Source organism: Streptomyces sp. DSM 116793 (assembly GCF_057320905.1).
The window spans coordinates 6,725,195-6,749,635 of the sequence record NZ_CM170494.1 but is presented as its reverse complement, the minus strand read 5'-3'; the positions used below and the strand labels follow the sequence as shown (position 1 = coordinate 6,749,635).

Genomic DNA, 24,441 nt, shown 5'->3' with positions numbered 1-24,441 from the left:
ATCACGTCGGGTGACGACTGGCAGCCGTCTCGGAATCGATGGTTTGTGAGACGAGAGTGACCCACACCCGGCGAGCCCCGACACGCGCCCAAAACCCGTCTCACAACCAGCCTGGAGGTGCTGACATTTTGAGACGAGTTATGAGACTGTTGGGTCATGGCGAAGAACACGGGACACCTCATCGGGTACGCACGCGTCAGCACGGACGACCAGGAAGCGCAGCTTCAACTCGACGCACTCCAAGAGGCAGGCTGCGCCCGGATCTTCACGGACAAGGCCAGCGGCAAGAACACGGACCGCCCGGAGCTTGCCGCCGCCCTGGACTACCTCCGCCCCGGCGACACCCTGTGCGTATGGAAGCTGGACCGCTTCGCCCGCTCGCTGATCGACCTCGTGTCCATGGTGGACCGCCTCGCGGAGCGCGGGATCGGCTTCAAGGTCCTGACGGGCGCACTGGCGAGCATCGACCCGAACACGCCGGACGGGCGCCTCATGCTCCAAGTCGTGGGCGCCATGGCGGAGTTCGAGCGGTCTCTCATCAAGGACCGGACCCGCGCCGGTCTTGAGGCCGCCAAGGCGCAGGGCCGTACGGGAGGGCGGCCGACTGTCATGGACGCCGACAAGCTCGCCGCCGCCAAGGCCCGCAAGGCCAAGGGCGAGAGCGTCACGGCCATAGCCAAGGCCCTTGGAGTGAGCCGCGCGACGCTCTACCGGGCGCTAGGTTCCACCACCTGACTATCTGCCACGCCTCCTGGAGGCGCCAAACTTACGACTGCGGCCACCCTTATGGGTCTCCCCTTCAAACTTCGCAGAAATGTCGACCATCGAGTATTCACGAGCAAGCTCTCTAGCGGTCCACCCCTGACAGATCATCTTAGGTCGACCCTCCTCATCATCAAATGGCTGACAAATCGCGAACTGGCGCCCTTCACTGTCAGCCATGAGCATGAGGAACCTCAGTGCAGGCTGCTCAATACCCCGAACACAAACTTCCGGAGACTCGCCGTGGTAGAGCTTCCAGAACAACTCGGCCTGCGGCTTCGAGAAAAACAGCGGGAATGCTCCAGCAGGATTTCCCCCCTTCGCGTGCACCCCGCCCTGACGATCAACACCAGGTTCCTGCAGAAGGCACCAAACACCCGTGGTGTGCCCTTCTTCTTGCCGCATCAGAGTCCAGAAGGGTTGACCGACCGCCGACTCATCGGGCATGGCAATCGGCGAGATCATGGATGCAATGACGCTCCCGAGGTGCGGCAAGTCACCCCCGCTGTAGTGCACGACCCCGTGATCTCTAAGATACTTCCTTGCAGCAGGTTGGAATCCGCTCTTCGAGATGAAGATTCCGATAGCGCTCGGTAGGTCACGAATTTTTCCCGCGAAAGCAATCGCATCATCACGCTCCACCGGTCGGCGAGTGTCCTTACACTCAATTGCAACCCGATGATGCACTCCCGCCACATCAAATTCATAGAAAACATCGATGTTGTAGGAGTTTCCGTGATTATCGAAGACGGTCGCCCTCCTGGAGACCGAGATATTCTTCCCCTCGGCACCCAGCAGAGTCTCGTAGATAAATTGAACGTAACTCTCGAAGGTCTCACCTGTGTTTGGCATGTGACATAAGTCCTCACCAGCTCGCTGATCAGTTCGACTACCCCAGGTAAGGAGCGTCCCGATCTTCCATGTAGTGCCAAAGCCTCAGCCTTTGCGTGTGGTGCATAGGCAGGGAGTCCAGTTCCGCAGGCTCCACGAAGCGGAGTTCAGTGCTCTCGTCCGAGATGGCCAGCTCCCCGCCGACAACCCGCGCCGTGAAGCACACGTTGAACTGTCGGCGCACCTCCCCATCGCTGTACGCGATGACGTGCCGTGGGTCGGTGTACGTGCCGACAAGCCCCGTGACCTCCACATCAAGGCCCGTCTCCTCCTTGACCTCCCGGACAGCCGTACCGGGCAGCGAGTCCCCCATGTCCATCCCGCCGCCAGGAAGCGCCCAGAGGTCGTTGTCCCGGCGCCTCTGAAGCAGGATGCGCCCCTGGTCATCGGTGACCACGGCAGAGGCCGCCACGACAAGGCTGTTGGGCTCCGGAGCGTCCGGGTCGTCGTAGTACTCGGTACGGGCCATGGGCTCACCCTTGCACGAGTCGGGCTGTCTCCCATACGGCGTCGAAGCTCTCCGCGTAGGTGTCGAACATGCCGCCATCGACGCTCCGGCGCAGATGCCACACGGGCGCACCGTAGGCGTTCACGCCCCACACGTGGGCATTGACCAACACCTGATCGTCTGCGCGATACAGGCTGTTGTAGAGCGTCGTCCCATGCGTGCGCAGCTCGATCCCCGGTACCCCGGCGAGAGGCTGGTAGTGCAGGAGCGACAGGCGACACCGCGACTCGATCCCGTGCCCGAACCGCTCCTCCCCACCCCGCTGTTGAACGTTGGGACTCTCGGCATCCCCCACAGCGATACGGACCGAACACCCCTCCGCCGCACGCTCCTGGAGCAGGTCATTGAGCCTGGGGTACGCCTCGTGCAGGAACACGGCCGCGTACACCAACACGTCAATCCGCTGGCGGGCCTGTGCCAGGAGTTCCACGAAGACAGACACGGGCAGGTCGGCCCGCTGGCCGTACAGCGCCACCAACTCGGGACTCACTGCCCGCGCGGCCCGCGCCTGGCGCAGGGAGGGCCACAGCGCATGCACGTCCTCACCCAGCGCCTCAGCGGCCCGCAACGCCGTAGCCCTGCGCGGAGTACGCCCCAGATTCACCCATCGCTCAACGGACTTGGGATCGACCTCTGCCTTCTCAGCCAGCGCCGCGCAGGTCCAACCTCCCGCCGCCATGACGGTACGCAGTCTCTCGTTCGGCACGCCATCCCCCCTCATGTGTCCGGGACATACCCAGGGACGTTCTACCCGCTGCGGGACGTCCCGAAGTGGGAAACGTACGAGGTTCCACCGTCCCGAGTGGCAAGCGGACGATCGACGGCATGACCGAGAGCAAGGGGACCGCGGTGAGCATGGAACGACCGTCGGCCGAACAGGACCACGCGTCGACTGCGTGGCGCGAAGCGGACTCCGGGGCACGGGAGTTGAGGGAAGCGTGCGCCATGGCCGGCGTCACGCTCCCGTCGCTGAGCACCGACCTCACCGCGCTCACGTCCGGCCTGCCGCTGGTGGACCTGGGCCGAGTGAACTCCGACACCGCCTTGAAGCTCGCCGAGGCGATCCGTAGCAGGTGCTCATGACTGCCCAGGACGTCCCCGAGGCCGGCAGCCTGGCCGTGGACACCAGGAACGACCGTCACGGCGAAGTCATGGACACCGTGGGCTCGTACGTCCAACTCCGCCCGCCCGGTGGCGGCATCGAGTGGGACGTGCCCCCGCAGGCCCTCAGAGAGGCCACGACGTCCGACGAACTACGCGCCAAGGTGCGCGAGGTGAACGCTTCCAGGAAGTGGACGAGGTGAGGGCCGTCCTGCGTTACGTCAACCACACGATCCGGCACGCCCCGGAGGGCGGCATCACGGCCGCGCTGTTCTGTGTGACGTACGAGTGCGGCGAATCGTCCGGCCCTCAGGGCGACCCGAACGACGCCCAGGACTGGGCGCTACGGCACACCGGACGCACCGGACACGAGCTGTTCCGGCGCGAGTTCACCGACCATGCCCGCGTGACCCGCGACAAGTAGAGCCCATACCCGCTGAGCGACGGCGAGTAACACGGCTCAGCGAGTCGGCCTGGCCCCGTCCGCGCGCTTCTCCGAGGTGCACGGCGGGGCCTTTCACGTGCGCCGAGCCCCCTCCATCCATGTCCTCAGAGCTTTACTCATTCACCTCGACGGAAGTGAACATCGCATCGGTACGGTTCGGCAGCCCGGACTCCCGGACCACCCGGACGGCGTCCGCGACGTACTCCCCCACGTCCTCGCCGACGCCCAGCGGCGTCAGGGAGAAGGCGACGATCACGCGTTCACCACTCCCTCCTGGCGCGCCCGCGCGGCGATCGCGGCGTCCCGCGACTCCCGCCTGAGCCTGCGCTCCGCGAAGAAACCGCCGGTCGGCAGCACGGCCAGCACGAAGTAGAGGATGCCCGTGCGGGCCGGCCACTTCGTGCGGTTCCAGGCGTCCAGCCAGAAGAGCACGTACAGGATGAACAGCACGCCGTGGATGGAGCCCATCACCGGAACGGCGTTGAAGTCGGTGGTCCGCTTGAGCACCGAGCAGATGAGCAGGAGCAGGAAGGAGACGGCCTCGGGGGCGGAGACCAGTCGGAGACGGCGGAGTGCGGTGGCGGTCTTGAGGTCCACGGATCACCTTCGATGGGAGTGCGGCCGGCCCGGGGTGGCGGGGCCGGGGCGCCGGGCCGGGGCCGGCGTACTGGCGTACTGGCGTACTGGCGTACTTGTGAATACGGGCACAAGCATGCCCATTCTGACGCAGCCACCCCCGGGCGCGGCGCGCAGGGGTGCCCGGCCGCGCCCGGACGGGTCCTGATCCTGCCGTCCGGCCTGTGCCGGGATGTCCGGTGCGGATACGGTCGGGCGCGTGGCTGTGTTTCGACTCCAGGGCAGCAGGGTGCTGGCCATCGAGATGAACGGGGACGCCGTCAGGGCGAAGAGCGGCTCGATGGTCGCCTACGACGGCCGGATGACCTTCAAGAAGCTGAGCGGCGGCGGTGAGGGCCTGCGCGGCATGGTGACCCGCCGGCTGACCGGCGAGCAGATGTCCGTGATGGAGGTGAAGGGGCACGGCACCTGCTGGTTCGCCGACCGGGCCACGGAGATCAACCTGGTCCGGTTGCAGGGTGAGAAGCTGCACGTCGAGTCGGGCAACCTGCTGGTGACCGAGGCGGGCCTGCGCACCGGCACCACGTTCACCGGACTGCGCGGCGCCTCCCAGGGGAACGGCCTGTTCACCACCACCGTGGAGGGCCACGGCCAGGCGGCGATCATGTCGGACGGGCCGGCGGTGGCGCTGCGCGTGACGGGGCAGTATCCGCTGACGGTCGACCCCGGCGCCTATGTCGCCCACCAGGGGGACGTCCGCCAGAGCTTCCAGTCGGGTGTGACGTTCCGCACGTTCCTCGGCGAGGGCGGCGGCGAGGCCTTCCAGATCCGCTTCGAGGGCGAGGGCGTGGTCTACGTCCAGCCCAGCGAGCGCAGCACCGTGGCGGGGGAGGTCTGAGATGCCGTTCCGCGAGGTCAATCCGAAGATGGTCGAGGCCACCGTGGCTCCCGGCCAGACCCTCTACAGCCAGCGCGGCGCGATGCTGGCGTACCAGGGCGAGGTGTCGTTCACGCCCAGCATCCAGGGCGGGCAGGGCGGTCTGATGTCGATGATCGGCCGCCGGGTGGCGAACGAGGCCACCCCGCTGATGAAGGTGGAAGTCCCCCAAGGTCCTACTGACCGGCAAGGCGCCCGCACCGCCACCGTGCTGTTCGGGCACGGCGGCCACCACGTCCACGTGATAGCGCTGACGGGCGACACCCTGTACGTGGAGGCGGACCGGCTGCTCGCCTTCGACGGGAGCCTTCGGCAGGGCACGATGTTCATGGGCTCGCAGGGCGGCGTGATGGGCATGGTGCGCGGCCAGGTCACCGGCCAGGGCCTGTTCACCACCACCCTGGCGGGTCACGGCTCGGCGGCGGTGCTGGCGCACGGCGGCGTGATCGAGCTGCCGATCACTCCCGACCGCCCGGTGCACGTGGACCCGCAGGCGTACGTCGCGCACCGGGGTGAGGTGCGCAACAGGCTCTCGGCGGCGATCGGCTGGCGGGAGATGGTGGGCCGCGGCTCCGGGGAGGCGTTCCAGCTGGAGCTGTCCGGCAGCGGCACCGTGTACGTGCAGGCCTCGGAGGAGAAGCTGTGACCTGGTATCCCGCCGCGCAGGGGCCCGTGGTGCACGACCCGACGACCCTGCCCGCCGACGACAACGTCAACAACTACACCTTCTGCGTGGAACTCACCGGCACCCGGTGGTTCCTGCAGAAGGGCAAGATGATCGCCTACTACGGGTCGATGGAGTTCAACGGCGTCGGGCACGGCCGTCTCGACCGGCTGGTCCGGACGTCGTTCCACTCCCCGCTGCACGCGAGCGACTGGGTGGTGGCCGAGGGGCACGGCAAGATGCTGCTCGCCGACCGCGCCTTCGACGTCAACTCGTACGACCTGGACGACGGCAATCTCACGATCCGCTCCGGCAACCTGCTCGCTTTTCAGCCAACTCTCTCGCTGAAGCAGTCCATCGTGCCGGGCTTCCTCACCCTCATCGGCACGGGGAAGTTCGTGGCCGCCTCCAACGGCCCGGTGGTCTTCATCGAGCCGCCCATCCGGGTGGACCCGCAGGCCCTGGTCGGCTGGGCCGACTGCCCCTCGCCCTGCCACCACTACGACCACGGCTATCTGACCGGAGTGCTGGGCGGCCTGCGGGCCCTGACCGGGATCGGCGGAGCGTCCGGCGAGGAGCACCAGTTCGAGTTCGTGGGGGCCGGCACCGTCCTGCTCCAGTCCACCGAGACGCTGATGGCGGAGCAGCCCGTCGGGGCGGTCCCGGGAGAGCCCGGGGTGCCCGGCGGGGGCGGCCCGGCGGAACCGGGGGGCGGGGCGCAGAGGGGACCGGGGCTTCCCGGACAGCTCGGCGATCTCCAGCGTCGCTTCGGTCTGTGAGCGGTAGTCTGCGCAGTGTGACGTCGAACGCGTGCTCAGCCGCTGCCGTCACGGCGGCGGGGACCCTCTCGCCGCCGTCGCACCACCAGGCTCGTTCGTTATTCAACTTCTTAGGTAGAATGCATTCCATGGACACCGAGACGGCCACGCGCTGGCTGACCGACGCCGAGCAGTGTGCGTGGCGCACCCATCTGGACGTCAACCGCCTGCTGACGTACCAGCTCGAGAAGGACCTGCAGCCCTTCGGGCTGACCATGAACGACTACGAGATCCTGGTCAACCTCTCGGAGTCCGAGGACCAGCGGATGCGGATGAGCGACCTGGCCTCGGCCACCCTGCAGTCCAAGAGCCGGCTCTCCCACCAGATCACCCGGATGGAGAGCGCCGGGCTGGTGCGGCGGGAGAGCTGCGAGTCCGATCGCAGGGGGTTGTTCGCGGTGCTCACCGAGCAGGGCATGGAGACCATGCAGAAGGTGGCGCCGCATCATGTGGGCTCCGTGCGGCGGCATTTCATCGATCTGCTGTCTCCCGAGGCGCTCGCGGAGCTGCGGCAGTCGCTCGCGCCGGTGGCAGAGCACTTGCGCGCGCAGCGGGGCCGGGGTTGACCCCGGCCTGAGCCCCGGCCCTTTTGGCCTCCCGCATCCCGGCCACCGGCCGGTGGGCGTCTCGCGCAGTTCCCCGCGCCCCTTGGTCCGGGCCTGCGCGTCTCCTGCGCCTTTCCCCCGTCGTGGCTTGTTCGCGCAGTTCCCCGCGCCCCTGGCCCGGGGCCTGCGCGTCTCCTCATGGCTTCCCCGCCTTCGTGGCTCGTCGCGCAGTTCCCCGCGCCCCTGGTTGTGGCTGGTGCGCGGCTTCTTTGGGCTGAACCGCCGTGGTGGCCCCGCGCCCCTGGTCAGGCCGGGGCGCAGCCCCGCCGCCAAGGGGCGCGGGGATGGGGGTACCTCCCACGCCTTCGAGGCAGTGGGGGAGCGACCAGCCACGACGGGACCGTCAGAGCACCACCGGGCCGAGCGCAGACAACGGGGGCACCCCCGAAGGGAAGCTCACCGCTGTGTCACGCCCGCGACCAGCTCGTCCGCGGCCCGGTAGGGATCCAACTCCCCGCCCACGACCCGCTCGGCAAGAGCACTCACCCGGCGATCGCCGTGCAGATCGCCGATCCGCTCACGGAGCGCGGTCACCGCGATGCTCTCGATCTCCCGAGCGGCGCGGGCAAGGCGCCGCTCGGCGAGCACGCCCCGCTCCTCCATCCACGCCCGGTGCTTCTCCAGCGCCTCGACGACCTCCTCGGTCCCCTCCTGCCGCGCGGCGACGGTCTTCACGATGGGCGGGCGCCAGTCGCCGGGCGCCCGCGCCTCGCCGAGGCCCAGCATGTGGTTGAGTTCGCGGGCGGTGGCGTCGGCGCCGTCCCGGTCGGCCTTGTTGACCACGTAGACGTCGCCGATCTCCAGGATGCCGGCCTTCGCGGCCTGGATGCCGTCGCCCATCCCCGGGGCGAGCAGCACCACGGAGGTGTCGGCCTGCGAGGCGATCTCCACCTCGGACTGCCCGACGCCCACGGTCTCCACCAGGATCACCTCGCACCCGGCCGCGTCCAGCACCCGGATGGCCTGCGGCGCGGCCCACGCGAGGCCGCCCAGGTGGCCCCGGGTCGCCATGGAGCGGATGTACACGCCCGGGTCCGAGGCGTGCTCCGACATCCGCACCCGGTCACCCAGCAGGGCTCCCCCGGAGAACGGGGACGAGGGGTCCACGGCCAGCACGCCGACCCGCTTCCCGGCCCGCCGGTACGCCGTGACCAGCGCGGACGTCGATGTCGACTTGCCGACGCCCGGCGATCCCGTGATCCCGACGACATAGGCGCGGCCGGCCAGCGGCGCCAGGGCCGCCATGACCTCCCGCAACTGCCCGGAGGCCCCCTCCACCAGGGAGATCAGCCGCGCCACGGCCCTCGGCCTGCCGTCCCTGGCCTGGGCGACCAGCGAGGCGACATCCTGCATCACAGCTCCGTTCGTCCACGCGGCCCGCGGACCGGCCGCGGTACCACACCGCCGCCCCACCGCGGGCCGGCTCCCTCGGCGCCCCCGCCTGCTCGACGGCGCCCGCGGCCCGGGCGCCCAGGTGGGCCTCACCCGATGCGGCCCGGCCGCCCGGCACCCGTCAAGGTCCCGGGTACCCCGCACGCGGGCCCCGGCGACCGTCAGGCCCCGGGCACCCGGACGATCAGGGCATCCCCCTGGCCGCCGCCACCGCACAGCCCCGCCGCGCCCATACCGCCGCCGCGCCGCTTCAGCTCCAGCGCGAGGTGCAGCACGATACGCGCGCCGGACATGCCGATCGGGTGACCGAGGGCGATGGCACCGCCGTTGACGTTCACCATTTCAGACGACACGTCGAGATCCTTCATCGACTGCACGAGGACCGCAGCGAACGCCTCGTTGATCTCGATCAGGTCGAGGTCGGCGACGGTCAGGCCCGCCTTCTTCAGGGCATGCTGGATGGCGCCCGACGGCTGGGAGTGCAGGGAGTTGTCCGGGCCCGCGACATTGCCGTGCGCCCCGATCTCGGCGAGCCAGGTGAGGCCGAGCGCCTCGGCCCGTGCCCTGCTCATCACCACGACCGCGGCGGCGCCGTCGGAGATCTGCGAGGAGGACCCGGCGGTGATGGTGCCCTCCGCGTGGAACGCCGGCCGCAGCCTGGCCAGGGACTCCACGGTGGTGTCGGCCCTGATGCCCTCGTCCGCGGCGAACACGACCGGCTCGCCCCGCCGCCGCGGGATCTCCACGGGGACGATCTCCACGTCGAAGAGCCCGGCCTGCTGGGCGGCGGCGGCCCGCTGGTGGGAGAGGGCGGCGATGGCGTCCTGCTCGGCACGGCCGATGCGCAGCCGGGTGTTGTGGTGCTCGGTGGACTCGCCCATGGCGATGTGCTCGAAGGAGTCGGTCAGGCCGTCGTACGCCATCGCGTCCAGCATCTCGACGGCGCCGTACTTGAAGCCCTGCCGGGACTTGGGGAGCAGGTGCGGGGCGTTGGTCATGGACTCCTGGCCGCCGGCCACGATCACGTCGAACTCTCCGGCGCGGATGAGCTGGTCGGCCAGCGCGATGGCGTCGAGTCCCGACAGGCAGACCTTGTTGACGGTGAGCGCCGGAACGTCCATGGGGATACCGGCCTTGACGGCGGCCTGCCGCGCCGGGATCTGCCCGGCGCCGGCCTGGAGCACCTGACCCATGATCACGTACTGCACCTGGTCGCCGGCGATCCCGGCCCGCTCCAGGGCCGCCTTGATGGCGAAGCCGCCGAGGTCGGCGCCCGAGAAGGGCGTGAGGGAGCCCAGCAGCCGCCCCATGGGCGTACGGGCGCCCGCGACGATCACTGAGGTGGTGCCGTTCGTTGCAGACATGACGTGCGATCCCTTTCCAGCGTACGGCGGGGACGGCGGGCCGCCGGTCCGGTGCCGCGGGCGCGCTCCGTGCCGTGGGCACGCGGGCGGCCGGTGCGGCTCGTACGGCTGTCGTACGGACGAGGAGTAGTAGGACGGATACGGCGTTTGGTGCGGACGGGTGATCCGCACCTGCATGAGAGGAACCGGTACGCCGAATCCCTTCGGTCTCCGGTTCCCCGGTCCTTCGGTCTGTCCGGCCCCGGGCCGGGCGGGCGGAGGGGCGGTACGGACGGGGCGGTGAACGATGGTTCACTTGAATGTACTGGCCGGTAAGCCGTCCGTCATCGCCGCGGGAGTGTGATGGCGCGCACGTTGCGTAACCACACTCCGAGGCGCTGCACTGTGGGCCATGCTGACGAGAATCGACCACATCGGAATCGCCTGCTTCGACCTGGACGCCACCGTCGAGTTCTACCGCGCGACCTACGGCTTCGAGGTGCACCACACCGAGGTCAACGAGGAGCAGGGCGTGCGCGAGGCCATGCTCAGGATCAACGCCACGGACGACGGCGGCGCCTCCTACCTGCAGTTGCTCGAACCCGTCAGGGAGGACTGCGCGGTCGCCAAGTGGCTCGCGAAGAACGGCGAGGGGGTGCACCACATCGCCTTCGGCACGCCGGACGTGGCGGCCGAGGCGGACGGCATCCGGGACAAGGGCGTACGGGTCCTCTACGACCGGCCGCGCCGGGGCTCCATGGGCTCGCAGATCACATTCCTGCATCCGAAGGACTGTCACGGTGTGCTCACCGAACTGGTGACCAGCGCCGGGGCGCAGGACGCGCCGCAGGTGGAGCACTGACCCCCGCGGAGCGGACCCCGGCCCCGGCGCTCGTGGCCGCGGCGGGAAAAAGCGCATCGGCCAGGCCAACCGGAAATGCGGGAACGGTAGGGTTGGCAGCGGTCGTCCGGGCTTGGAGTTTCACCAGTGGCGGCCGCGACCGGGGTCCGGGTTTCGGGGGGCGAGCGTCGGGGCACCAGCCCAAGTTCCGCCGTTGATCTGACACCATTTCCCCGGGAGCCTCGTTCAGTCGGGCGGGCGGGGCTCGTTCGGAGAACTTGCGACCATGGGACGGATGGGACCGCAGAGTGCGGGGCTACGAACGCCAGGAGCGAGAGCGGGCTGAGGTCGACCACCTCTCTCGGTTCGAGGCCGAGATGGATCGGCTGAAGACCGAGCGGGAGAAGGCCGTCCAGCACGCCGAGGACCTCGGCTATCAGGTCGAGGTGTTGCGCGCCAAGCTGCACGAGGCGCGCCGTGCTCTGGCGACCCGTCCTGCCTACGACAGCGCCGACATCGGCTACCAGGCCGAGCAGCTCCTGCGCAACGCCCAGACCCAGGCCGACCAGCTGCGCGCCGACGCCGAGCGCGAGCTGCGCGAGGCCCGCGCACAGACCCAGCGCATCCTCCAGGAGCACGCCGAGCAGCAGGCCCGGATGCAGGCGGAGCTGCACGCGGAGGCCGTCTCCCGCCGCCAGCAGCTCGACCAGGAGCTGGCCGAGCGCCGCGCCACCGTCGAGTCCCACGTCAACGAGAACGTCGCCTGGGCCGAGCAGTTGCGGGCCCGCACCGAGCAGCAGGCCCGGCGGCTGCTCGCCGAGTCCAGGGCCGAGGCCGACCAGGCCCTCGCGGCGGCCCGCGCCGAGGCCGAGCGGCTCACGGCCCAGGCCCGCCAGCGGCTCACCGAGGAGGCGGAGGCCGCGCGTGCCGAGGCGGAGGCACTGCTGCGCCGCGCCCGCGCCGACGCGGAGCGGATGCTCAACACCGCCTCCACCCAGGCCCAGGAGGCCACCGAGCACGCGGAGGCGCTGCGCACCTCCACCGCCACCGAGTCGGAGCAGGCCCGCCGGCAGGCGACCGAGCTGAGCCGGGCCGCCGAGCAGCGGATGGCCGAGGCCGAGCAGGCACTGCGGGACGCCCAGGCCGAGGCGGAGAAGGTGGTCACGCAGGCCAAGGAGGAGGCGGCGAAGCGGCTCGCCGGCGCCGAGGCCACCAACGAGCAGCGCACCCGCACGGCCAAGGAGCAGGTCGCCCGGCTGGTCGCCGAGGCCACCAAGGACGCGGAGGCCAGCAAGGCGGAGGCCGAGCAGCTCGTCGCCGACGCCAGGGCCGAGGGCGAGAAGCTGATCGCGGAGGCCGCCGAGAAGGCCCGCACGGTCACCGCGGAGGAGACCGCGTCCCAGCTCGCGAAGGCCGCGCACACCGCGGAGGAGGTGGTCACCAAGGCCTCCGCGGACGCCAAGGCGACCACCAAGGCCGCCGCCGAGGAGGCCGAGCGGATCCGCCGCGAGGCGGAGGAGGAGGCCGACCGGCTCCGCTCCGAGGCCCATGACATCGCCGAGCAGCTCAAGGGCGCCGCGAAGGACGACACCAAGGAGTACCGCGCCAAGACGGTCGAGCTGCAGGAGGAGGCCCGCCGGCTGCGCGGCGAGGCCGAGCAGCTGCGCGCCGAGGCGGTCGCCGAGGGCGAGCGGATCCGCGGCGAGGCGCGCCGGGAGGCCGTCCAGCAGATCGAGGAGGCGGCCAAGAGCGCCGAGGAGCTGCTGACCAAGGCGAAGGCCGACGCCGGGGAGCTGCGGACGGCCGCCCAGAGCGAGTCCGAGAAGGTGCGCACGGACGCCATCGAGCGCGCCACCGCCCTGCGCAGGCAGGCCGAGGAGGCGCTGGACCGCAGCCGCGCCGAGGCCGAGCGGCTGCGCACGGAGGCCGCCGAGCACGCCGAGCAGGTCAAGTCGGAGGCCGACCGCGTGGCGCGGGAGCGGCAGGAGGAGACCGACAAGGCGATCGCGGACCGCCGGGCGGAGGCCGACCGGGAGGTGGCCCGCCGCCGGGCCGAGGCCGAGGAGCGCCTCACCGCCGCCGAGCAGGCCCTGAAGGACGCCCGCGCGGAGGCGGACCGGCTGCGCCGGGAGGCCGCCCAGGAGACCGACCGGCTGCGCACCGAGGCGGCGGAGCGGATCAGGACGCTCCAGGCGCAGGCCGAGGCGGAGGCCGAGCGGCTGCGCAACGAGGCCGCCGCGGACGCGTCCGCGTCCCGCGCGGAGGGCGAGAACATCGCCGTACGGCTGCGTTCCGACGCGGCGGCGGAGGCCGAGCAGCTCAAGTCGGAGGCGCAGGACGCCGCGGACCGCATCCGCAGTGAGGCCGCGGCCGCGGCGGAGCGGGTCGCCGCGGAGGCCGCCGAGGCGCTGTCCGCCGCACAGGAGGAGGCCGCCCGGCGCCGCCGCGAGGCCGAGGAGACGCTCGGCTCGGCGCGTGCCGAGGCCGACCAGGAGCGGGAGCGGGCCCGGGAGCAGAGCGAGGAGCTGCTGGCCTCCGCGCGCAAGCGGGTGGAGGAGGCCCAGGCCGAGGCGGTACGGCTGGTCGAGGAGGCCGATCGGCGGGCCACCGAGATGGTCTCGGCCGCCGAGCAGACCGCCCAGTCGGTGCGGGAGTCCGTCGCCGGCCTGCACGAGCAGGCCCAGGAGGAGATCACCGGCCTCAGGTCCGCCGCCGAGCATGCCGCGGAGCGCACCCGCACCGAGGCGCAGGAGGAGGCCGAGCGGGTCCGCGCCGACGCCTACGCCGAGCGGGAGCGGGCCGGCGAGGACGCCGCCCGCATCCGGCGGGAGGCCCAGGAGGAGTCCGACGCCGCCAAGGCCCTGGCCGAGCGGACCGTCACCGACGCCATCGCCGAGTCCGACCGGCTGCGCTCCGAGGCCCGCGCGGACGCGGGCAAGCGCCGCTCGGAGGCCGCCGAGCAGGCCGACAAGCTCGTCGCGGAGGCCACCACGGAGGCGGAGCGGCTGCGTGCCGAGGCCGCCGAGACGGTCGGCTCCGCGCAGCAGCACGCCGAGCGCACCCGCGCCGAGGCCGAGCGGATCAGGACGGAGGCGGTCGCGGAGGCCGAGCGGGTCACCTCCGCGGCCCGCGAGGAGGCCGACCGGCTCCTAGACGAGGCGCGCAAGGAGGCCAACAAGCGCCGCTCGGAGGCGGCCGAGCAGGCCGACAGCCTCATCACCGAGGCCGCGGCCGAGGCGGACAAGCTCACCTCCCAGGCCCGGCAGGCGGCACAGCGCACCACGGCGGACGCCGAGGCGCAGGCCGACACGATGGTCGGCGTCGCCCGCAGCGAGGCGGAGCGGCTGGTCGCCGAGGCGACCGTCGAGGGCAACTCCCTGGTGGAGAAGGCCCGCTCGGATGCCGACGAACTGCTCGTCGGGGCCCGTCGGGACGCCACCGCCATCCGGGAGCGCGCCGAGGAGCTGCGCGAGCGGATCACCAGCGAGATCGAGAAGCTGCACGACCGCGCGCGCCGGGAGGCCGCGGAGGCGATGAAGTCCGCGGGCGAGCGGTGCGATGCGCTGGTGCGGGCCGCGGAGGAGCAGCGCGCCGAGGCCGAGACCAAGGCGGCCGAGCTGCTGGCGGAGGCCAACTCCGAGGCGAGCAGCATCCGGATCGCCGCGGTGAAGAAGGCCGATGCCCTGATCAAGGAGGCGGAGCAGAAGAACGCGGAGGCCACCCGCGACGCCGAGCGGATCAGGAGCGAGGCCGAGGCGGAGGCGCACCGGATCGTCTCGGAGGGCAAGCACGAGCTGGATGTGCTGGCCCGCCGCCGGGAGGACATCAACGCCGAGATCTCCCGGGTGCAGGACGTGCTGGAGGCACTGGAGTCCTTTGAGACCCCGGCGTCGGGCGGCGGCAAGTCCGCCTCCGGTAATACGGGCGGCAGTTCGGGGCCCGGAGGGGTCAAAGCGGCCGCCGCCGCGGGTGCGACACCTTCGAGTGGCAAGTCTTCGGAGAGCTAGTGTTCCGGCAGGCAACGTTTGCGTGCCGAACGCCCCGACGGGGTGAATGGTGCCTGCTGGGGTACTAGCCTGGCGGACTGCTTCTGTGCTTGGCAGATGGGCGACTTCTGTGTTTGGCGGATGGGCAACTTCTGTGCTTATGGGGGCGCTTGAGGCGCCTCTGGCAAGAGCTGTGACGGTTCGCCACCCAAAAGGGGTGTCAATCTCCAGATCAAACGGGCATCTGCTCGATGCCACGCCGTTTGGACCCCTAGGATTCCCTCTATCACCTCACCGGTCTCATTCGACAGGAACCCCATGAGCGACACTTCCCCCTATGGCTTCGAGCTTGTGCGGCGTGGGTACGACCGCGCTCAGGTGGACGAACGCATTTCCAAGCTCGTCTCCGACCGTGACGGCGCACTCGCCCGCATCACAGCCCTGGAAAAGCGCATCGAAGAGCTCCACCTCGAGACGCAGAACGCTCAGGCCGCGATCAACGACGCCGAGCCGTCGTACGCCGGTCTCGGCGCCCGTGTCGAGAAGATCCTCCGCCTCGCAGAGGAGGAGGCGAAGGATCTGCGCGAGGAGGCGCGGCGCGCCTCCGAACAGCACCGCGAGCTGGCCGAGTCGGCGGCCCAGCAGGTGCGCAATGACGCCGAGGCCTTCGCCGCGGAGCGCAAGGCCAAGGCGGAGGACGAGGGCGCGCGGATCGTCGAGAAGGCCAAGGGCGAGGCCAGCGCGCTGAGGTCCGAGGCGCAGAAGGACGCGCAGTCCAAGCGCGAGGAGGCGGACGCCCTCTTCGAGGAGACCCGGGCGAAGGCGGCGCAGGCCGCGGCCGACTTCGAGACGAACCTCGCGAAGCGGCGTGAGCAGTCCGAGCGGGACCTGGCGTCGCGTCAGGCGAAGGCGGAGAAGCGGCTCGCGGAGATCGAGCACCGGGCCGAGCAGCTGCGTCTGGAGGCGGAGAAGCTGCGGACCGACGCGGAGCGGCGGGCGCGGCAGACCGTGGAGACGGCGCAGCGGCAGGCCGAGGACATCGTGGCCGACGCGAATGCGAAGGCGGATCGGATTCGGAGCGAGTCCGAGCGGGAGCTGGCGGCTTTGACGAATCGGCGGGATTCGATCAATGCGCAGCTCACCAATGTGCGGGAGATGCTGGCTACGCTCACCGGGGCGGCCGTGGCGGCTTCCGGGGGCGCCGGGGAGGACGAGCCCGTGTCCCGTGGGGTTCCGGCTCAGCAGAGCCGCTGATCCGGGTCTTCCCTCTTCCTCGCCTCAAGCGCCTCGCACCGCCGGCTGCGGTGCGGGGCGCTTCTGCGTGTGCGCGGGGCGCTCTTTCTTCCGGGCCGACGGGCCTGCTGTTTCGTTGGAGGGAGGGCGCTACCCCAGCCGGGGGGCCGGGGGCCGTTTCGGCGGGCCGGGCGGCGTGCGCACGCTTAGCGTGGGGGGCATGATCGAGATGGTGGGGCTCACCAAGCGGTATGGGGAGAAGGTGGCCGTGGACCACCTGACCTGCGCCGTGCGGCCAGGCATCGTCACCGGCTTCCTCGGTCCGAACGGCGCCGGAAAGTCCACCACGATGCGCCTGATCCTCGGCCTGGACCGCCCCACCTCCGGACGGGTGACGGTCGATGGCCGGCCGTACGACCGGATCAGGGACCCGCTGAAGGGCATGGGCGCGCTCCTGGAGGCCAGGGGCGCACACGGCGGCCGCAGCGCCTTCCACCACCTGCTGTGCCTCGCGCAGAGCAACGGCATCCCCACCGGCCGGGTGCACGAGGTCCTGGAGACGGTCGGGCTGACCGCGGTGGCCGGGAAGAAGGTCAAGGGGTTCTCGCTGGGCATGAGCCAGCGCCTGGGCATCGCCGTCGCCCTGCTCGGCGACCCGCGGATCCTGATGTTCGACGAGCCCGTGAACGGCCTGGACCCGGAGGGCATCCACTGGGTCCGCACCCTGATGAAGTCGCTCGCCTCCGAGGGCCGCACCGTCTTCGTCTCGTCGCACCTGATGAGCGAGATGGCGTTGACCGCGGGGCACCTGGTGGTGATCGGGCAGGGCCGGCTCCTCGCCGACCTGCCGATGGACGAGTTCATCCGCCGGCACGCCCGGTCGTACGTCCGGCTGCGTTCCCCGGAGCGCGAGCGGCTGCTCGAGGTGCTGGCCGCCGCCGGGATCGCCGTCACCCGGACGCCGGACGGCGCGCTGGAGGTCGCCGACGGCGACCCGGCGCAGCTCGGCGAGCTGGCCGCCCGGAACCGGCTGGTGCTCCATGAGCTGAGCCCCCAGCAGGCGTCGCTGGAGGAGGCGTTCATGCGGCTCACGGCCCAGGCGGTGGAGTACCACGCGCACACCGACGGGCCGAAGGGGCGCGGTGGCGGCGCTCCCGCGCCGGACGAGCACCGTGGCGGCCCGCCGGCCGGCTCCGCGTGGGGCGCCGGCTGGAAGCCGCGGAAAAGGTTCTGACGTGCTGACGGCCCAGGTCATGAGGTCCGAGTGGACCAAGGTCAGGACCGTGGCGTCGACGGTGTGGACGCTCTCCGTCGCCCTGGTCGTCACCGTCGCCCTGGGGATGCTCATCAGCTACCTGTCACGGCGGGACTTCTCCAGCAGGAGCGCCGAGGAGCAGATCACCTTCGACCCGACGTTCGTCAGCTTCGCCGGGACCAGCCTGGGGCAGTTGGCGATGATCGTCTTCGGGGTCCTGGTGGTGTCGAACGAGTACAGCACGGGCATGATCCGCACCTCGCTGGCCGCGGTGCCGCAGCGGGGCACGTTCCTCGCGGGCAAGATCGCAGTCGCCGCCGCGCTCGCCCTGGTGGTGGGCATGGTGACCAGCTTCGCGGCCTTCTTCCTCGGGCAGGCCGTGCTGGGGCCCTTCCGGGCGCACATCGGGGATCCGGGGGTGCTGCGTGCGGTGTTCGGGGGCGGGCTCTACATGACGTTGATCGCGCTGTTCTCCATGGGCGTCGCGGCGATGCTCCGCGGGCCACTGCTCTCGCTCGGCATCCTGATGCCGTTCTTCTTCCTGATCTCCAACGTCCTGGCCAACGTCTCCGCCACCCGGAAGGTGGGCCGCTACCTGCCGGATCAGGCGGGCAGCAGGATCCTGCGGGTGGTGCCCCCGCTCGACCGTACCCCGTACGGGCCCTGGGGCGGGCTCGGGATCATGGTGCTGTGGGTGCTCGCGGCGCTGGCCGGCGGCTTTCTGCTCCTCAGGCGGCGGGACGCGTGACGGGAGCGGGACGAGACGCCTGACGGGACGCGCCGTCCGGTGGCGGTCGGCAGGGGGCGGGCTCAGGACGCGAGCCGCGGGGCGTCGTCGTCCGCGGCGTCCGGCCGCGGTGCGGGGGCGGGCACCGGGGCCGCGTCCCCGGGTGCCGGGCCGGGGGCGTCGAGCGGGAGGCGGGGCGGTTCGGCGGCCGCGGCGCCGCCGGGCGCCGGGCGGGGGCCCTCCGGCACCAGGGCGTCGAAGTCCTGCCAGCCGTCCCACTCCCACACGTCGCGCTCGGTGTCCGCCTGCACGCCGGCGAAGCGGCCCAGCTCGAAGTCGCCGCCCGCCAGGTCGAACCACCGCTCGTCCGCCACCTCGGTGCCGAGGCCCACGGTGCGCGCCCTCAGCCGCACCAGCAGCTTCACCCCGTACGACTGGGAGAGGTCCTTGCCCTGGATCCGGCTGAACGGCAGCCCGGGCACCGGTGCGTCCACCGGTATCCAGACCGTGAACGGGGCGCCGCGCTGGGCCGGCCGGCAAGGGGCGCGGGGAACGGCGCGAGCAACCCCCACCGCCCGACGTCCCGGAGACGGCACGGAGTCGCACTCCGGGACGGTGCCGGCCCGCACCCCTCGCCGTGGCCCGTCGCACCCCCCGGCGCGGCCGGGGCGCAGCCCCGTCTCGGTGGGCACTGGAACCGTGGGCACCCCCGATAAGCTCCTAAGCTTTACGGGGGCGTGCGCCCCGACGACCTGACCTGTCGATGGGTGCGGAGCATGATCGAGGCAGTCGGCCTGACCAAGCGCTACGGCGCCAAGACGGCCGTGGACGACCTTTCCTTCCAGGTGCGGCCGGGGGCAGTGACCGGTTTCCTCGGGCCCAACGGCTCCGGCAAGTCGACGACGATGCGGATGATCCTCGGCCTCGACCGGCCCACCGCGGGCCGCGTCACCATCGGCGGCCACCCCTACCGCGAGCTGCCCAACGCCCCCCGCCAGGTCGGGGCCCTGCTCGACGCCAAGGCGGTGCACGGCGGCCGGACCGCCCGCAACCACCTGCTGTGCCTGGCCCAGCTCTCCGGCATCCCGGAGCGCAGGGTGGACGAGGTGCTGGGTGTGGTGGGTCTGCAGGACGTGGCCCGGAGGCGTTCCAAGGGGTTCTCGCTCGGCATGGGCCAGCGCCTGGGCATCGCGGCGGCCCTGCTCGGCGACCCCCAGGTGCTGCTCTTCGACGAGCCCGTCAACGGCCTGGACCCGGAGGGCATCCTCTGGGTGCGCAAGCTGATGAAGAGGCTCGCCTCCGAGGGCCGCACCGTCTTCGTCTCGTCGCACCTGATGAGCGAGATGGCGCTCACCGCCGACCACCTGATCGTGATCGGCCGCGGCCGGCTCCTCGCCGACATGAGCGTCAAGGACTTCATCTCCCACAACAGCGCGGACTTCGCACGCGTCCGCACCCCCGGCACCGACCCCCGGCAGCGCGAGAAGCTGACGGCGGCGCTGACCGAGGCGGGCGGCCAGGTGCTGCCCGAGCCGGACGGCGCGCTGCGGGTGACGGGACTTCCACTGCCCCGCATCAGCGATCTCGCGCACCAGACCGACGTACGCCTGTGGGAGCTGTCGCCGCACCAGGCGTCCCTGGAGGAGGCGTACATGCGGATGACGCAGGGCACCGTCGACTACCGCTCGACGGCCGACCCGCGGTTCGGCCTGCAACAGCCGATGCCGCTCGGCATGGTGCCGCTCCCGCCCATGCCGGTGCCGGGCCAGGACCAGCCCGGCTGGTACGCCCCACCGCCTCCCCAGCAGGGCGGGGCGCCCTCCGCGCCGCCCCGGGGGCCCGCCAGCGCCCCCACCCCCGTCCACTCCCCCGACCAGCGCGACAGCGAGGACCGCCGATGACAGCGCAGCCGACGCCGCACCCCCCGGCCCCGGGCGCGCCCGGCGGGGACCACTGGCCGGGGCCGGAACCCGCCGGCGACGGACAGGAGGCGGCCTGGGACTCGTACACCTCGCCGATTCCGGTCCGGCGGACCCACCTGGGCCATGCCCTCGCCTCGGAGTGGACGAAGATCCGGTCGGTGCGGTCCACGATGTGGACGCTGGGCATCTTCCTGGTGGTGGTCGTCGGCATCGGTCTGGTGGTCGGCGCGGAGACCACGGACGGCGACTACGTCCGTATGCCGTACACCGTCCCGGCGTTCTTCGGGCTGATCCTGGGACAGATCTGCCTGATCACGCTGGGGGTGCTGGTCGTCTCCTCGGAGTACGGCACCGGCATGGTCCGCACCACGTTCACGGCCTCCCCGCAGCGGTCCCGGGTGCTGGCCGCGAAGATGCTGGTCTTCTTCTGCGTCTCGATGGTGGTCTCGATGGCGGCGGTGTTCCTGGTGGGCCTGCTGACGTCCCAGATGCACCACGACAGCTCCAACCGCGACTGGCTGGACACCGTCCTCAAGAGCGCGCTCTATGTGTCGCTGCTCGGCGTGCTCGCCCTCGCGATGGGCTCGATCCTGCGGCACTCGGCGGGTGCGATCACCACGATGCTGGGGCTGGTGCTGGTGCCGGCCATCCTGCCGGCGTTCCTGGTGATCTCCGACACCACACGGAAGATCGGCAACGAGCTGCTGGAGTACAGCGCCCCCTACTCGCTCGCCAAGATGTTCCACCTGGACGACGGCACGGGCACCGGGCAGTTCTGGATGCTGGCCGGGATCACGGCCGCGGCGGTCGTCGCCGCCTTCCTGCTGCTGGAACGCCGGGACGTGTAGCCCCGACGGCCGTCGCACGCGGGGGCGTCGGGCCCGACCTCGGCCCCCGGAGGGGGCGGGCGGCGGGAGGGGCGTCAGTACCGGGGAGCGTTCCGGGATCGCTGGACGCGCGCCGCGCGGCGGTCCTTCGCGTTCCAGCAGGCCTTGTGCCAATGCCTCCGCTCGTCCACCCCCGCGTACTCCGGCCAGGCCACCACATGCGGTACCCCGGAGCCGATCTCCTGATCGCACCCGGGGCACCGGTACGTCTTGCCCGCCGCGCTGGCCCCGGCGACGTGCCGGACGCTCCAGTCGTCGCCCTGCCAGCTCTCCGTCCGCTGGTACCCGCCGTACCGGTCCCCGCTCTCCGCGTCCGCGCGCCGGCCCGGCATCCCCTCGGCCCGGCGGGACGACGGGCGGTTTCGGCGCGGAGACACGGCACACCTCACGGGCACTACGGATGCGGTTTCACGGTCTGCCCACAGGGTACGCGGCCGGGCGCCGCGAGCGGGGCACCCTGCCAACACGGACATCTTTCCTATCGAGCGGTAAATCAGCCAATCGCCCTGTCAGGCCGTGCCTTTGGCACGTGTCAAGCGTTGTTGCCCGTAGAGACGTGCGTCCGGGAGAAGCGGCGCCGAGGGGAGCCGTGTCGGCACCAGGAAGGCAGGGAGTGCGATGCGGGTAGGAACATTCGTCCTGGCCGGCCAGTACCCCGGCCAGCGGCACGGGGAGGCACTGCACCGCGCGGTGCGCACCGCGGAGGTCTCCGAGGAGTCGGGCCTGGACACGGTCTGGCTCGGCGAGCACCACTTCGTCCCGTACGGCACCTGCCCGTCCGCGATCACCCTCGCCGCCCTGCTGCTCGGCCGCACCCGCCGGATCCGCGTCGGCACCGCCGTCAGCGTGCTGCCGACCCTGCACCCGGTGGCGCTCGGCGAGCAGGCCGCGCTGCTGCACCTCACCGCGGGCGGCCGGCTGTCGCTGGGGGTGGGACGCGGCGGCCCCTGGGTGGACCTGGAGGTCTTCGGCACGGGCGCCGAGGCGTACGAGAAGGGGTTCCCCGAGTCGCTGGAGCTGCTGCTGCGGTGGTTGCGCGAGCCCCGTGTCGGCGCCGACGGCGAGCGCTACGCCTTCCGCGAGGTGCCCGTCGTGCCCCGGCCCGCGGACGCGCCCGCCGACCACCCGGCGGTCGCCGAGGCCCCGGGCCCGCCCATCGCCGGCGGGGCCACCGGCCATCCGGCTCCCGCCGCGGCGGGCCCGCACACGGGCGACCCGGCAGCCGCCGAAACCCCGCCTCCCGCCCCCGAGGTCCTCGTCGCCTGCACCTCCCCCGCCAGCGTGCGCCTCGCCGCCGAGCACGGACTGCCGATGCTGCTGGGCATGCACTGCGACGACCAGGAGAAGGCCGACATGGTCACCCTCTGGCGGTCGCACGCGCACGCCATCGGCCGCTCGCACGAGGAGATCATGTCCGTCGGTCATGTGTCGGCGGGAGTCGTGCAGATCGCGGACCGCACCGCCGACGCGGAGCGGATCCTGCTGCGGGCCATGCCCGAGTGGTTCCGGCAGGGACTCGGCGCCCATGTCACCGTCGACGGCCGCCCCCGGCCCATGCGGGACCCCCGCCCGTACACCGAACTGCTCTGCGGGCTGCACCCCGTGGGCACGCCCGAGCTGTGCGCGGACCGCCTCGCGGCGACCGCGCGGCACACCGGCATCAGCCGCTTCGCGCTCCTCGCCGAGGGCTCCGGCGACCTGGCGACCACGGAGGAGAACGTACGGCGGCTCGGCGCCGAAGTACTCCCCCAACTCCGCTGATCCGGCGCCGGGCTCAACCGGCGGCGGCAGGCCCGCTCACCGGCGTCCGGGCATCGCCGGGCGGCGCCGTGCTTCCCGGTGGCAGCAAGCCCCTGACCTGCACCGGACTCCGGCCGGCACCGGGGAGTCCCACGGGGAGCCGCCGCCGCTCCGGGCGCGGGGACGAGCGCCCGGAGCGGCGGATGCCCCGGCACATCAGCAGTCGCGCAGCTCCGGTGACTGGTTGAGCAGTTGGCTGCGGACCGAGGTGAACCTCGCCAGGGTGCCGTCCACCGCGGAGTCCAGCGGGAACACCGCCACCCGGTGGCAGTTCTGGAAGGCCAGGCGCACACCGAAGTGCCGCTGCAACGCGCCACGTATCGCGTCGCTCGCGAGCGCACGCAGCAGCTGACCGCGTGCCTGCTCATCCGGCGGAGGCGTCTGGTTGTCGGCGAAATCACCGCCGTCCACCTTCAGCTGAGCCACCAGAGAGCTGATCATCTCCCACGCATAGGGCAGGGAGGTCCGGACGCAGTCGACGAAGGCTGCTTCGTCGACCTCGCCTCGCTCGGCCTGTTCGAGTAGGGCCGGTGAGACGTCGAGCGACATGAGTTCTCCTCTCGCACCCCCATGCGGTGACGGGGGCTTACGGACAGCAGTGAAGTCCGGATACGCAGAGTGCACGGATCGCGACCTCCTGCTAACACGGTAAACATCCTGTCCCGCCCGCACCAGGAGAAGGCACGTACAACCGGCCACCGCCGAAGGAAGCACGAGGGGCGTACAGGGCCAGCGCCGGCGCACGCGCCTGCCACCGGCGCACGGCGGCCGGGCGACCCGGCGCCGGCCCACCGGGCGGCCCCGCGTCGCACGGAGCCCGGGGCCGGGCCCCCCGGGGAGGCCAGGGCCGGGCGTCCGGGGATCAGGGCCGGGGCGTCCGGGGGTGCGGACCGGGAGCCGTCCGGAGGCCGGGGCCCCAGGAGGTGCGGAGAGGCCGTCCGGGGCGGATCGCCCACCGGCCGCGCCGTCGAGTAGCGTTGCCGACCATGCGTCTCGTCATTGCCCGCTGCTCCGTCGACTACGCGGGCCGGCTCACCGCCCATCTCCCGTCGGCACCCCGCCTGATCCTTGTGAAAGCGGACGGCAGTGTCTCGATCCATGCCGACGACCGGGCCTACAAACCCCTCAACTGGATGTCCCCGCCGTGCACCTTGAAGGAGGGTACGGGCGACGACTCCGGCGTCTGGACCGTCGTCAACAAAACGGGGGAGAAACTCATCATCACCATGGAGGAGGTCCTGCACGACTCCTCCCATGAGCTGGGCGTCGACCCGGGCCTGATCAAGGACGGCGTGGAAGCCCACCTCCAGGAGCTGCTCGCCGACCGCATCGAGACCCTGGGCGAGGGCTACACGCTGATCCGCAGGGAGTACCCGACCGCCATCGGCCCGGTCGACATCCTGTGCCGGGACGCCACCGGCGGCACCGTCGCGGTGGAGATCAAACGCCGGGGCGAGATCGACGGGGTCGAGCAGCTCACGCGGTACCTGGAACTGCTCAACCGGGATCCCCATCTGGCGCCGGTGCGCGGCATCTTCGCCGCTCAGGAGATCAAACCGCAGGCCCGGGTGCTCGCCACGGACCGCGGCATCGGCTGCACGATCCTGGACTACGACGCCCTGCGCGGCATCGAGGACGACAAGCTCCGGCTCTTCTGAGCAGCCCGGGCCCTTCCGACCGCGCACCGGCGGCTCGGCTCCGGATTCCGGGGCCGTGCCCGTGCCCGAGGGGTGCGTCCCTCGTCTCCC

General features: G+C 71.5%; 25 protein-coding genes and 2 pseudogenes. 17 read left to right on the top strand and 10 right to left on the bottom strand.

Annotation, left to right across the window (positions count from 1 at the left end; genetic code table 11):
* Positions 1-156: 156 nt before the first annotated feature.
* Positions 157-735: a recombinase family protein gene (locus ACSMXW_RS26585; protein WP_485799937.1), complete on the top strand. Its 579-nt coding sequence runs from the start codon at positions 157-159 to the stop codon at positions 733-735.
* On the opposite strand, the gene ACSMXW_RS26580 is transcribed toward ACSMXW_RS26585, so the two are convergent.
* The 3 genes from ACSMXW_RS26580 to ACSMXW_RS26570 are packed head-to-tail and all read right to left on the bottom strand — an operon-like array spanning position 736 to position 2,840.
* The gene (locus ACSMXW_RS26580) at positions 736-1,614 is read right to left on the bottom strand and encodes a restriction endonuclease (RefSeq protein WP_485799936.1); all 879 of its coding nucleotides are present in this window, start codon (positions 1,612-1,614) and stop codon (positions 736-738) included. It abuts the gene before it with no gap.
* A 37-nt stretch (positions 1,615-1,651) separates the two neighbouring features.
* On the bottom strand, positions 1,652-2,122 hold the full coding sequence (locus ACSMXW_RS26575) for an NUDIX domain-containing protein (RefSeq protein ID WP_485799934.1): 471 nt from the start codon (positions 2,120-2,122) through the stop codon (positions 1,652-1,654).
* Between the two features lie 4 nt (positions 2,123-2,126).
* On the bottom strand, positions 2,127-2,840 hold the full coding sequence (locus ACSMXW_RS26570) for an XRE family transcriptional regulator (protein ID WP_485808325.1): 714 nt from the start codon (positions 2,838-2,840) through the stop codon (positions 2,127-2,129).
* A gap of 146 nt (positions 2,841-2,986) precedes the next feature.
* Between ACSMXW_RS26570 and ACSMXW_RS26565 the strand changes: the two genes are divergently transcribed.
* The 3 genes from ACSMXW_RS26565 to ACSMXW_RS26555 are packed head-to-tail and all read left to right on the top strand — an operon-like array spanning position 2,987 to position 3,686.
* Entirely contained in the window at positions 2,987-3,244 is a 258-nt protein-coding gene (locus ACSMXW_RS26565) for a hypothetical protein (RefSeq protein WP_485799933.1), read from the top strand.
* The gene (locus ACSMXW_RS26560; protein WP_485799931.1) at positions 3,241-3,465 is read left to right on the top strand and encodes a hypothetical protein; all 225 of its coding nucleotides are present in this window, start codon (positions 3,241-3,243) and stop codon (positions 3,463-3,465) included. The genes ACSMXW_RS26565 and ACSMXW_RS26560 overlap by 4 nt, the downstream gene beginning before the upstream one ends.
* The gene (locus tag ACSMXW_RS26555) at positions 3,453-3,686 is read left to right on the top strand and encodes a DUF7848 domain-containing protein (RefSeq protein WP_485799930.1); all 234 of its coding nucleotides are present in this window, start codon (positions 3,453-3,455) and stop codon (positions 3,684-3,686) included. Before ACSMXW_RS26560 ends, ACSMXW_RS26555 begins: the two co-directional genes overlap by 13 nt.
* Before the next feature lie 145 nt (positions 3,687-3,831).
* On the opposite strand, the pseudogene ACSMXW_RS26550 reads toward ACSMXW_RS26555, so the two are convergent.
* Both ACSMXW_RS26550 and ACSMXW_RS26545 read right to left on the bottom strand, forming a co-directional pair.
* Positions 3,832-3,963, bottom strand: a pseudogene (locus ACSMXW_RS26550) (thiamine-binding protein); the annotation flags it as partial.
* Positions 3,960-4,304, bottom strand: a complete 345-nt coding sequence (locus ACSMXW_RS26545) for a DUF3817 domain-containing protein (protein ID WP_485799928.1) — start codon at positions 4,302-4,304, stop codon at positions 3,960-3,962. The gene ACSMXW_RS26545 and the pseudogene ACSMXW_RS26550, both read right to left, overlap by 4 nt.
* Before the next feature lie 238 nt (positions 4,305-4,542).
* Between ACSMXW_RS26545 and ACSMXW_RS26540 the strand changes: the two genes are divergently transcribed.
* From ACSMXW_RS26540 to ACSMXW_RS26525, 4 genes are all read left to right on the top strand, one after another.
* Positions 4,543-5,181, top strand: coding sequence for an AIM24 family protein (locus ACSMXW_RS26540; protein WP_485799927.1), 639 nt, complete (start codon positions 4,543-4,545; stop codon positions 5,179-5,181).
* Position 5,182: 1 nt separating this feature from the next.
* Positions 5,183-5,866: an AIM24 family protein gene (locus ACSMXW_RS26535; RefSeq protein ID WP_485799926.1), complete on the top strand. Its 684-nt coding sequence runs from the start codon at positions 5,183-5,185 to the stop codon at positions 5,864-5,866.
* A complete protein-coding gene (locus tag ACSMXW_RS26530; RefSeq protein WP_485799925.1) occupies positions 5,863-6,663 on the top strand; it encodes an AIM24 family protein in 801 nt (266 codons plus the stop codon). Before ACSMXW_RS26535 ends, ACSMXW_RS26530 begins: the two co-directional genes overlap by 4 nt.
* Positions 6,664-6,791: 128 nt before the next feature.
* Entirely contained in the window at positions 6,792-7,268 is a 477-nt protein-coding gene (locus ACSMXW_RS26525) for a MarR family winged helix-turn-helix transcriptional regulator (RefSeq protein ID WP_485799924.1), read from the top strand.
* A gap of 435 nt (positions 7,269-7,703) precedes the next feature.
* On the opposite strand, the gene meaB is transcribed toward ACSMXW_RS26525, so the two are convergent.
* On the bottom strand, positions 7,704-8,660 hold the full coding sequence (gene meaB, locus ACSMXW_RS26520) for a methylmalonyl Co-A mutase-associated GTPase MeaB (RefSeq protein WP_485799923.1): 957 nt from the start codon (positions 8,658-8,660) through the stop codon (positions 7,704-7,706).
* Between the two features lie 200 nt (positions 8,661-8,860).
* Positions 8,861-10,063 (bottom strand): acetyl-CoA C-acetyltransferase, encoded by a 1,203-nt coding sequence (locus ACSMXW_RS26515; protein ID WP_485799922.1) that lies wholly within the window; start codon positions 10,061-10,063, stop codon positions 8,861-8,863.
* Between the two features lie 391 nt (positions 10,064-10,454).
* Between ACSMXW_RS26515 and mce the strand changes: the two genes are divergently transcribed.
* The 5 genes from mce (at position 10,455) to ACSMXW_RS26490 (ending at position 18,105) form a co-directional block, all read left to right on the top strand.
* Positions 10,455-10,904 (top strand): methylmalonyl-CoA epimerase, encoded by a 450-nt coding sequence (gene mce / locus ACSMXW_RS26510; protein ID WP_485799921.1) that lies wholly within the window; start codon positions 10,455-10,457, stop codon positions 10,902-10,904.
* A gap of 287 nt (positions 10,905-11,191) precedes the next feature.
* A complete protein-coding gene (gene scy / locus ACSMXW_RS26505; protein WP_485799920.1) occupies positions 11,192-14,890 on the top strand; it encodes a polarized growth protein Scy in 3,699 nt (1,232 codons plus the stop codon).
* A gap of 297 nt (positions 14,891-15,187) precedes the next feature.
* Entirely contained in the window at positions 15,188-16,123 is a 936-nt protein-coding gene (locus tag ACSMXW_RS26500) for a cellulose-binding protein (RefSeq protein WP_485799919.1), read from the top strand.
* A gap of 199 nt (positions 16,124-16,322) precedes the next feature.
* Positions 16,323-17,336: an ATP-binding cassette domain-containing protein gene (locus tag ACSMXW_RS26495; RefSeq protein WP_485799918.1), complete on the top strand. Its 1,014-nt coding sequence runs from the start codon at positions 16,323-16,325 to the stop codon at positions 17,334-17,336.
* Between the two features lies 1 nt (position 17,337).
* A complete protein-coding gene (locus ACSMXW_RS26490) occupies positions 17,338-18,105 on the top strand; it encodes an ABC transporter permease (RefSeq protein WP_485799917.1) in 768 nt (255 codons plus the stop codon).
* A 62-nt stretch (positions 18,106-18,167) separates the two neighbouring features.
* On the opposite strand, the gene ACSMXW_RS26485 is transcribed toward ACSMXW_RS26490, so the two are convergent.
* Positions 18,168-18,578 (bottom strand): hypothetical protein, encoded by a 411-nt coding sequence (locus ACSMXW_RS26485; RefSeq protein WP_485799916.1) that lies wholly within the window; start codon positions 18,576-18,578, stop codon positions 18,168-18,170.
* Between the two features lie 282 nt (positions 18,579-18,860).
* Between ACSMXW_RS26485 and ACSMXW_RS26480 the strand changes: the two are divergent.
* Both ACSMXW_RS26480 and ACSMXW_RS26475 read left to right on the top strand, forming a co-directional pair.
* Positions 18,861-19,920, top strand: a pseudogene (locus tag ACSMXW_RS26480) (ABC transporter ATP-binding protein); the annotation flags it as partial.
* A gap of 61 nt (positions 19,921-19,981) precedes the next feature.
* Positions 19,982-20,854, top strand: a complete 873-nt coding sequence (locus tag ACSMXW_RS26475; RefSeq protein ID WP_485799915.1) for an ABC-2 transporter permease — start codon at positions 19,982-19,984, stop codon at positions 20,852-20,854.
* A gap of 74 nt (positions 20,855-20,928) precedes the next feature.
* Here ACSMXW_RS26475 and ACSMXW_RS26470 read toward each other — a convergent pair whose 3' ends face one another.
* Entirely contained in the window at positions 20,929-21,270 is a 342-nt protein-coding gene (locus ACSMXW_RS26470) for an ATP/GTP-binding protein (RefSeq protein WP_485799914.1), read from the bottom strand.
* Positions 21,271-21,511: 241 nt separating this feature from the next.
* Here ACSMXW_RS26470 and ACSMXW_RS26465 point away from each other — a divergent pair, with 241 nt between their 5' ends.
* Positions 21,512-22,654 (top strand): LLM class flavin-dependent oxidoreductase, encoded by a 1,143-nt coding sequence (locus tag ACSMXW_RS26465; RefSeq protein ID WP_485799913.1) that lies wholly within the window; start codon positions 21,512-21,514, stop codon positions 22,652-22,654.
* A gap of 195 nt (positions 22,655-22,849) precedes the next feature.
* Here ACSMXW_RS26465 and ACSMXW_RS26460 read toward each other — a convergent pair whose 3' ends face one another.
* A complete protein-coding gene (locus tag ACSMXW_RS26460) occupies positions 22,850-23,242 on the bottom strand; it encodes an SCO5389 family protein (RefSeq protein WP_485799912.1) in 393 nt (130 codons plus the stop codon).
* Positions 23,243-23,679: 437 nt separating this feature from the next.
* Between ACSMXW_RS26460 and nucS the strand changes: the two genes are divergently transcribed.
* Complete coding sequence (gene nucS, locus ACSMXW_RS26455; RefSeq protein ID WP_485799910.1) at positions 23,680-24,351, top strand: endonuclease NucS; 672 nt, start codon at positions 23,680-23,682, stop codon at positions 24,349-24,351.
* Positions 24,352-24,441 lie beyond the last annotated feature (90 nt).

Bases quoted from the DNA above. Each gene is read 5' to 3' on its own strand.
- ACSMXW_RS26585 (WP_485799937.1), top strand. From the start codon at position 157: ATGGCGAAGAACACGGGACACCTCATCGGGTACGCACGCGTCAGCACG.
- ACSMXW_RS26580 (WP_485799936.1), bottom strand. From the start codon at position 1,614: ATGCCAAACACAGGTGAGACCTTCGAGAGTTACGTTCAATTTATCTAC.
- ACSMXW_RS26575 (WP_485799934.1), bottom strand. From the start codon at position 2,122: ATGGCCCGTACCGAGTACTACGACGACCCGGACGCTCCGGAGCCCAAC.
- ACSMXW_RS26570 (WP_485808325.1), bottom strand. From the start codon at position 2,840: ATGGCGGCGGGAGGTTGGACCTGCGCGGCGCTGGCTGAGAAGGCAGAG.
- ACSMXW_RS26565 (WP_485799933.1), top strand. From the start codon at position 2,987: ATGACCGAGAGCAAGGGGACCGCGGTGAGCATGGAACGACCGTCGGCC.
- ACSMXW_RS26560 (WP_485799931.1), top strand. From the start codon at position 3,241: ATGACTGCCCAGGACGTCCCCGAGGCCGGCAGCCTGGCCGTGGACACC.
- ACSMXW_RS26535 (WP_485799926.1), top strand. From the start codon at position 5,183: ATGCCGTTCCGCGAGGTCAATCCGAAGATGGTCGAGGCCACCGTGGCT.
- ACSMXW_RS26525 (WP_485799924.1), top strand. From the start codon at position 6,792: ATGGACACCGAGACGGCCACGCGCTGGCTGACCGACGCCGAGCAGTGT.
- meaB (WP_485799923.1), bottom strand. From the start codon at position 8,660: ATGCAGGATGTCGCCTCGCTGGTCGCCCAGGCCAGGGACGGCAGGCCG.
- ACSMXW_RS26515 (WP_485799922.1), bottom strand. From the start codon at position 10,063: ATGTCTGCAACGAACGGCACCACCTCAGTGATCGTCGCGGGCGCCCGT.
- mce (WP_485799921.1), top strand. From the start codon at position 10,455: ATGCTGACGAGAATCGACCACATCGGAATCGCCTGCTTCGACCTGGAC.
- ACSMXW_RS26500 (WP_485799919.1), top strand. From the start codon at position 15,188: ATGAGCGACACTTCCCCCTATGGCTTCGAGCTTGTGCGGCGTGGGTAC.
- ACSMXW_RS26495 (WP_485799918.1), top strand. From the start codon at position 16,323: ATGATCGAGATGGTGGGGCTCACCAAGCGGTATGGGGAGAAGGTGGCC.
- ACSMXW_RS26475 (WP_485799915.1), top strand. From the start codon at position 19,982: ATGACAGCGCAGCCGACGCCGCACCCCCCGGCCCCGGGCGCGCCCGGC.
- ACSMXW_RS26465 (WP_485799913.1), top strand. From the start codon at position 21,512: ATGCGGGTAGGAACATTCGTCCTGGCCGGCCAGTACCCCGGCCAGCGG.
- ACSMXW_RS26460 (WP_485799912.1), bottom strand. From the start codon at position 23,242: ATGTCGCTCGACGTCTCACCGGCCCTACTCGAACAGGCCGAGCGAGGC.
- nucS (WP_485799910.1), top strand. From the start codon at position 23,680: ATGCGTCTCGTCATTGCCCGCTGCTCCGTCGACTACGCGGGCCGGCTC.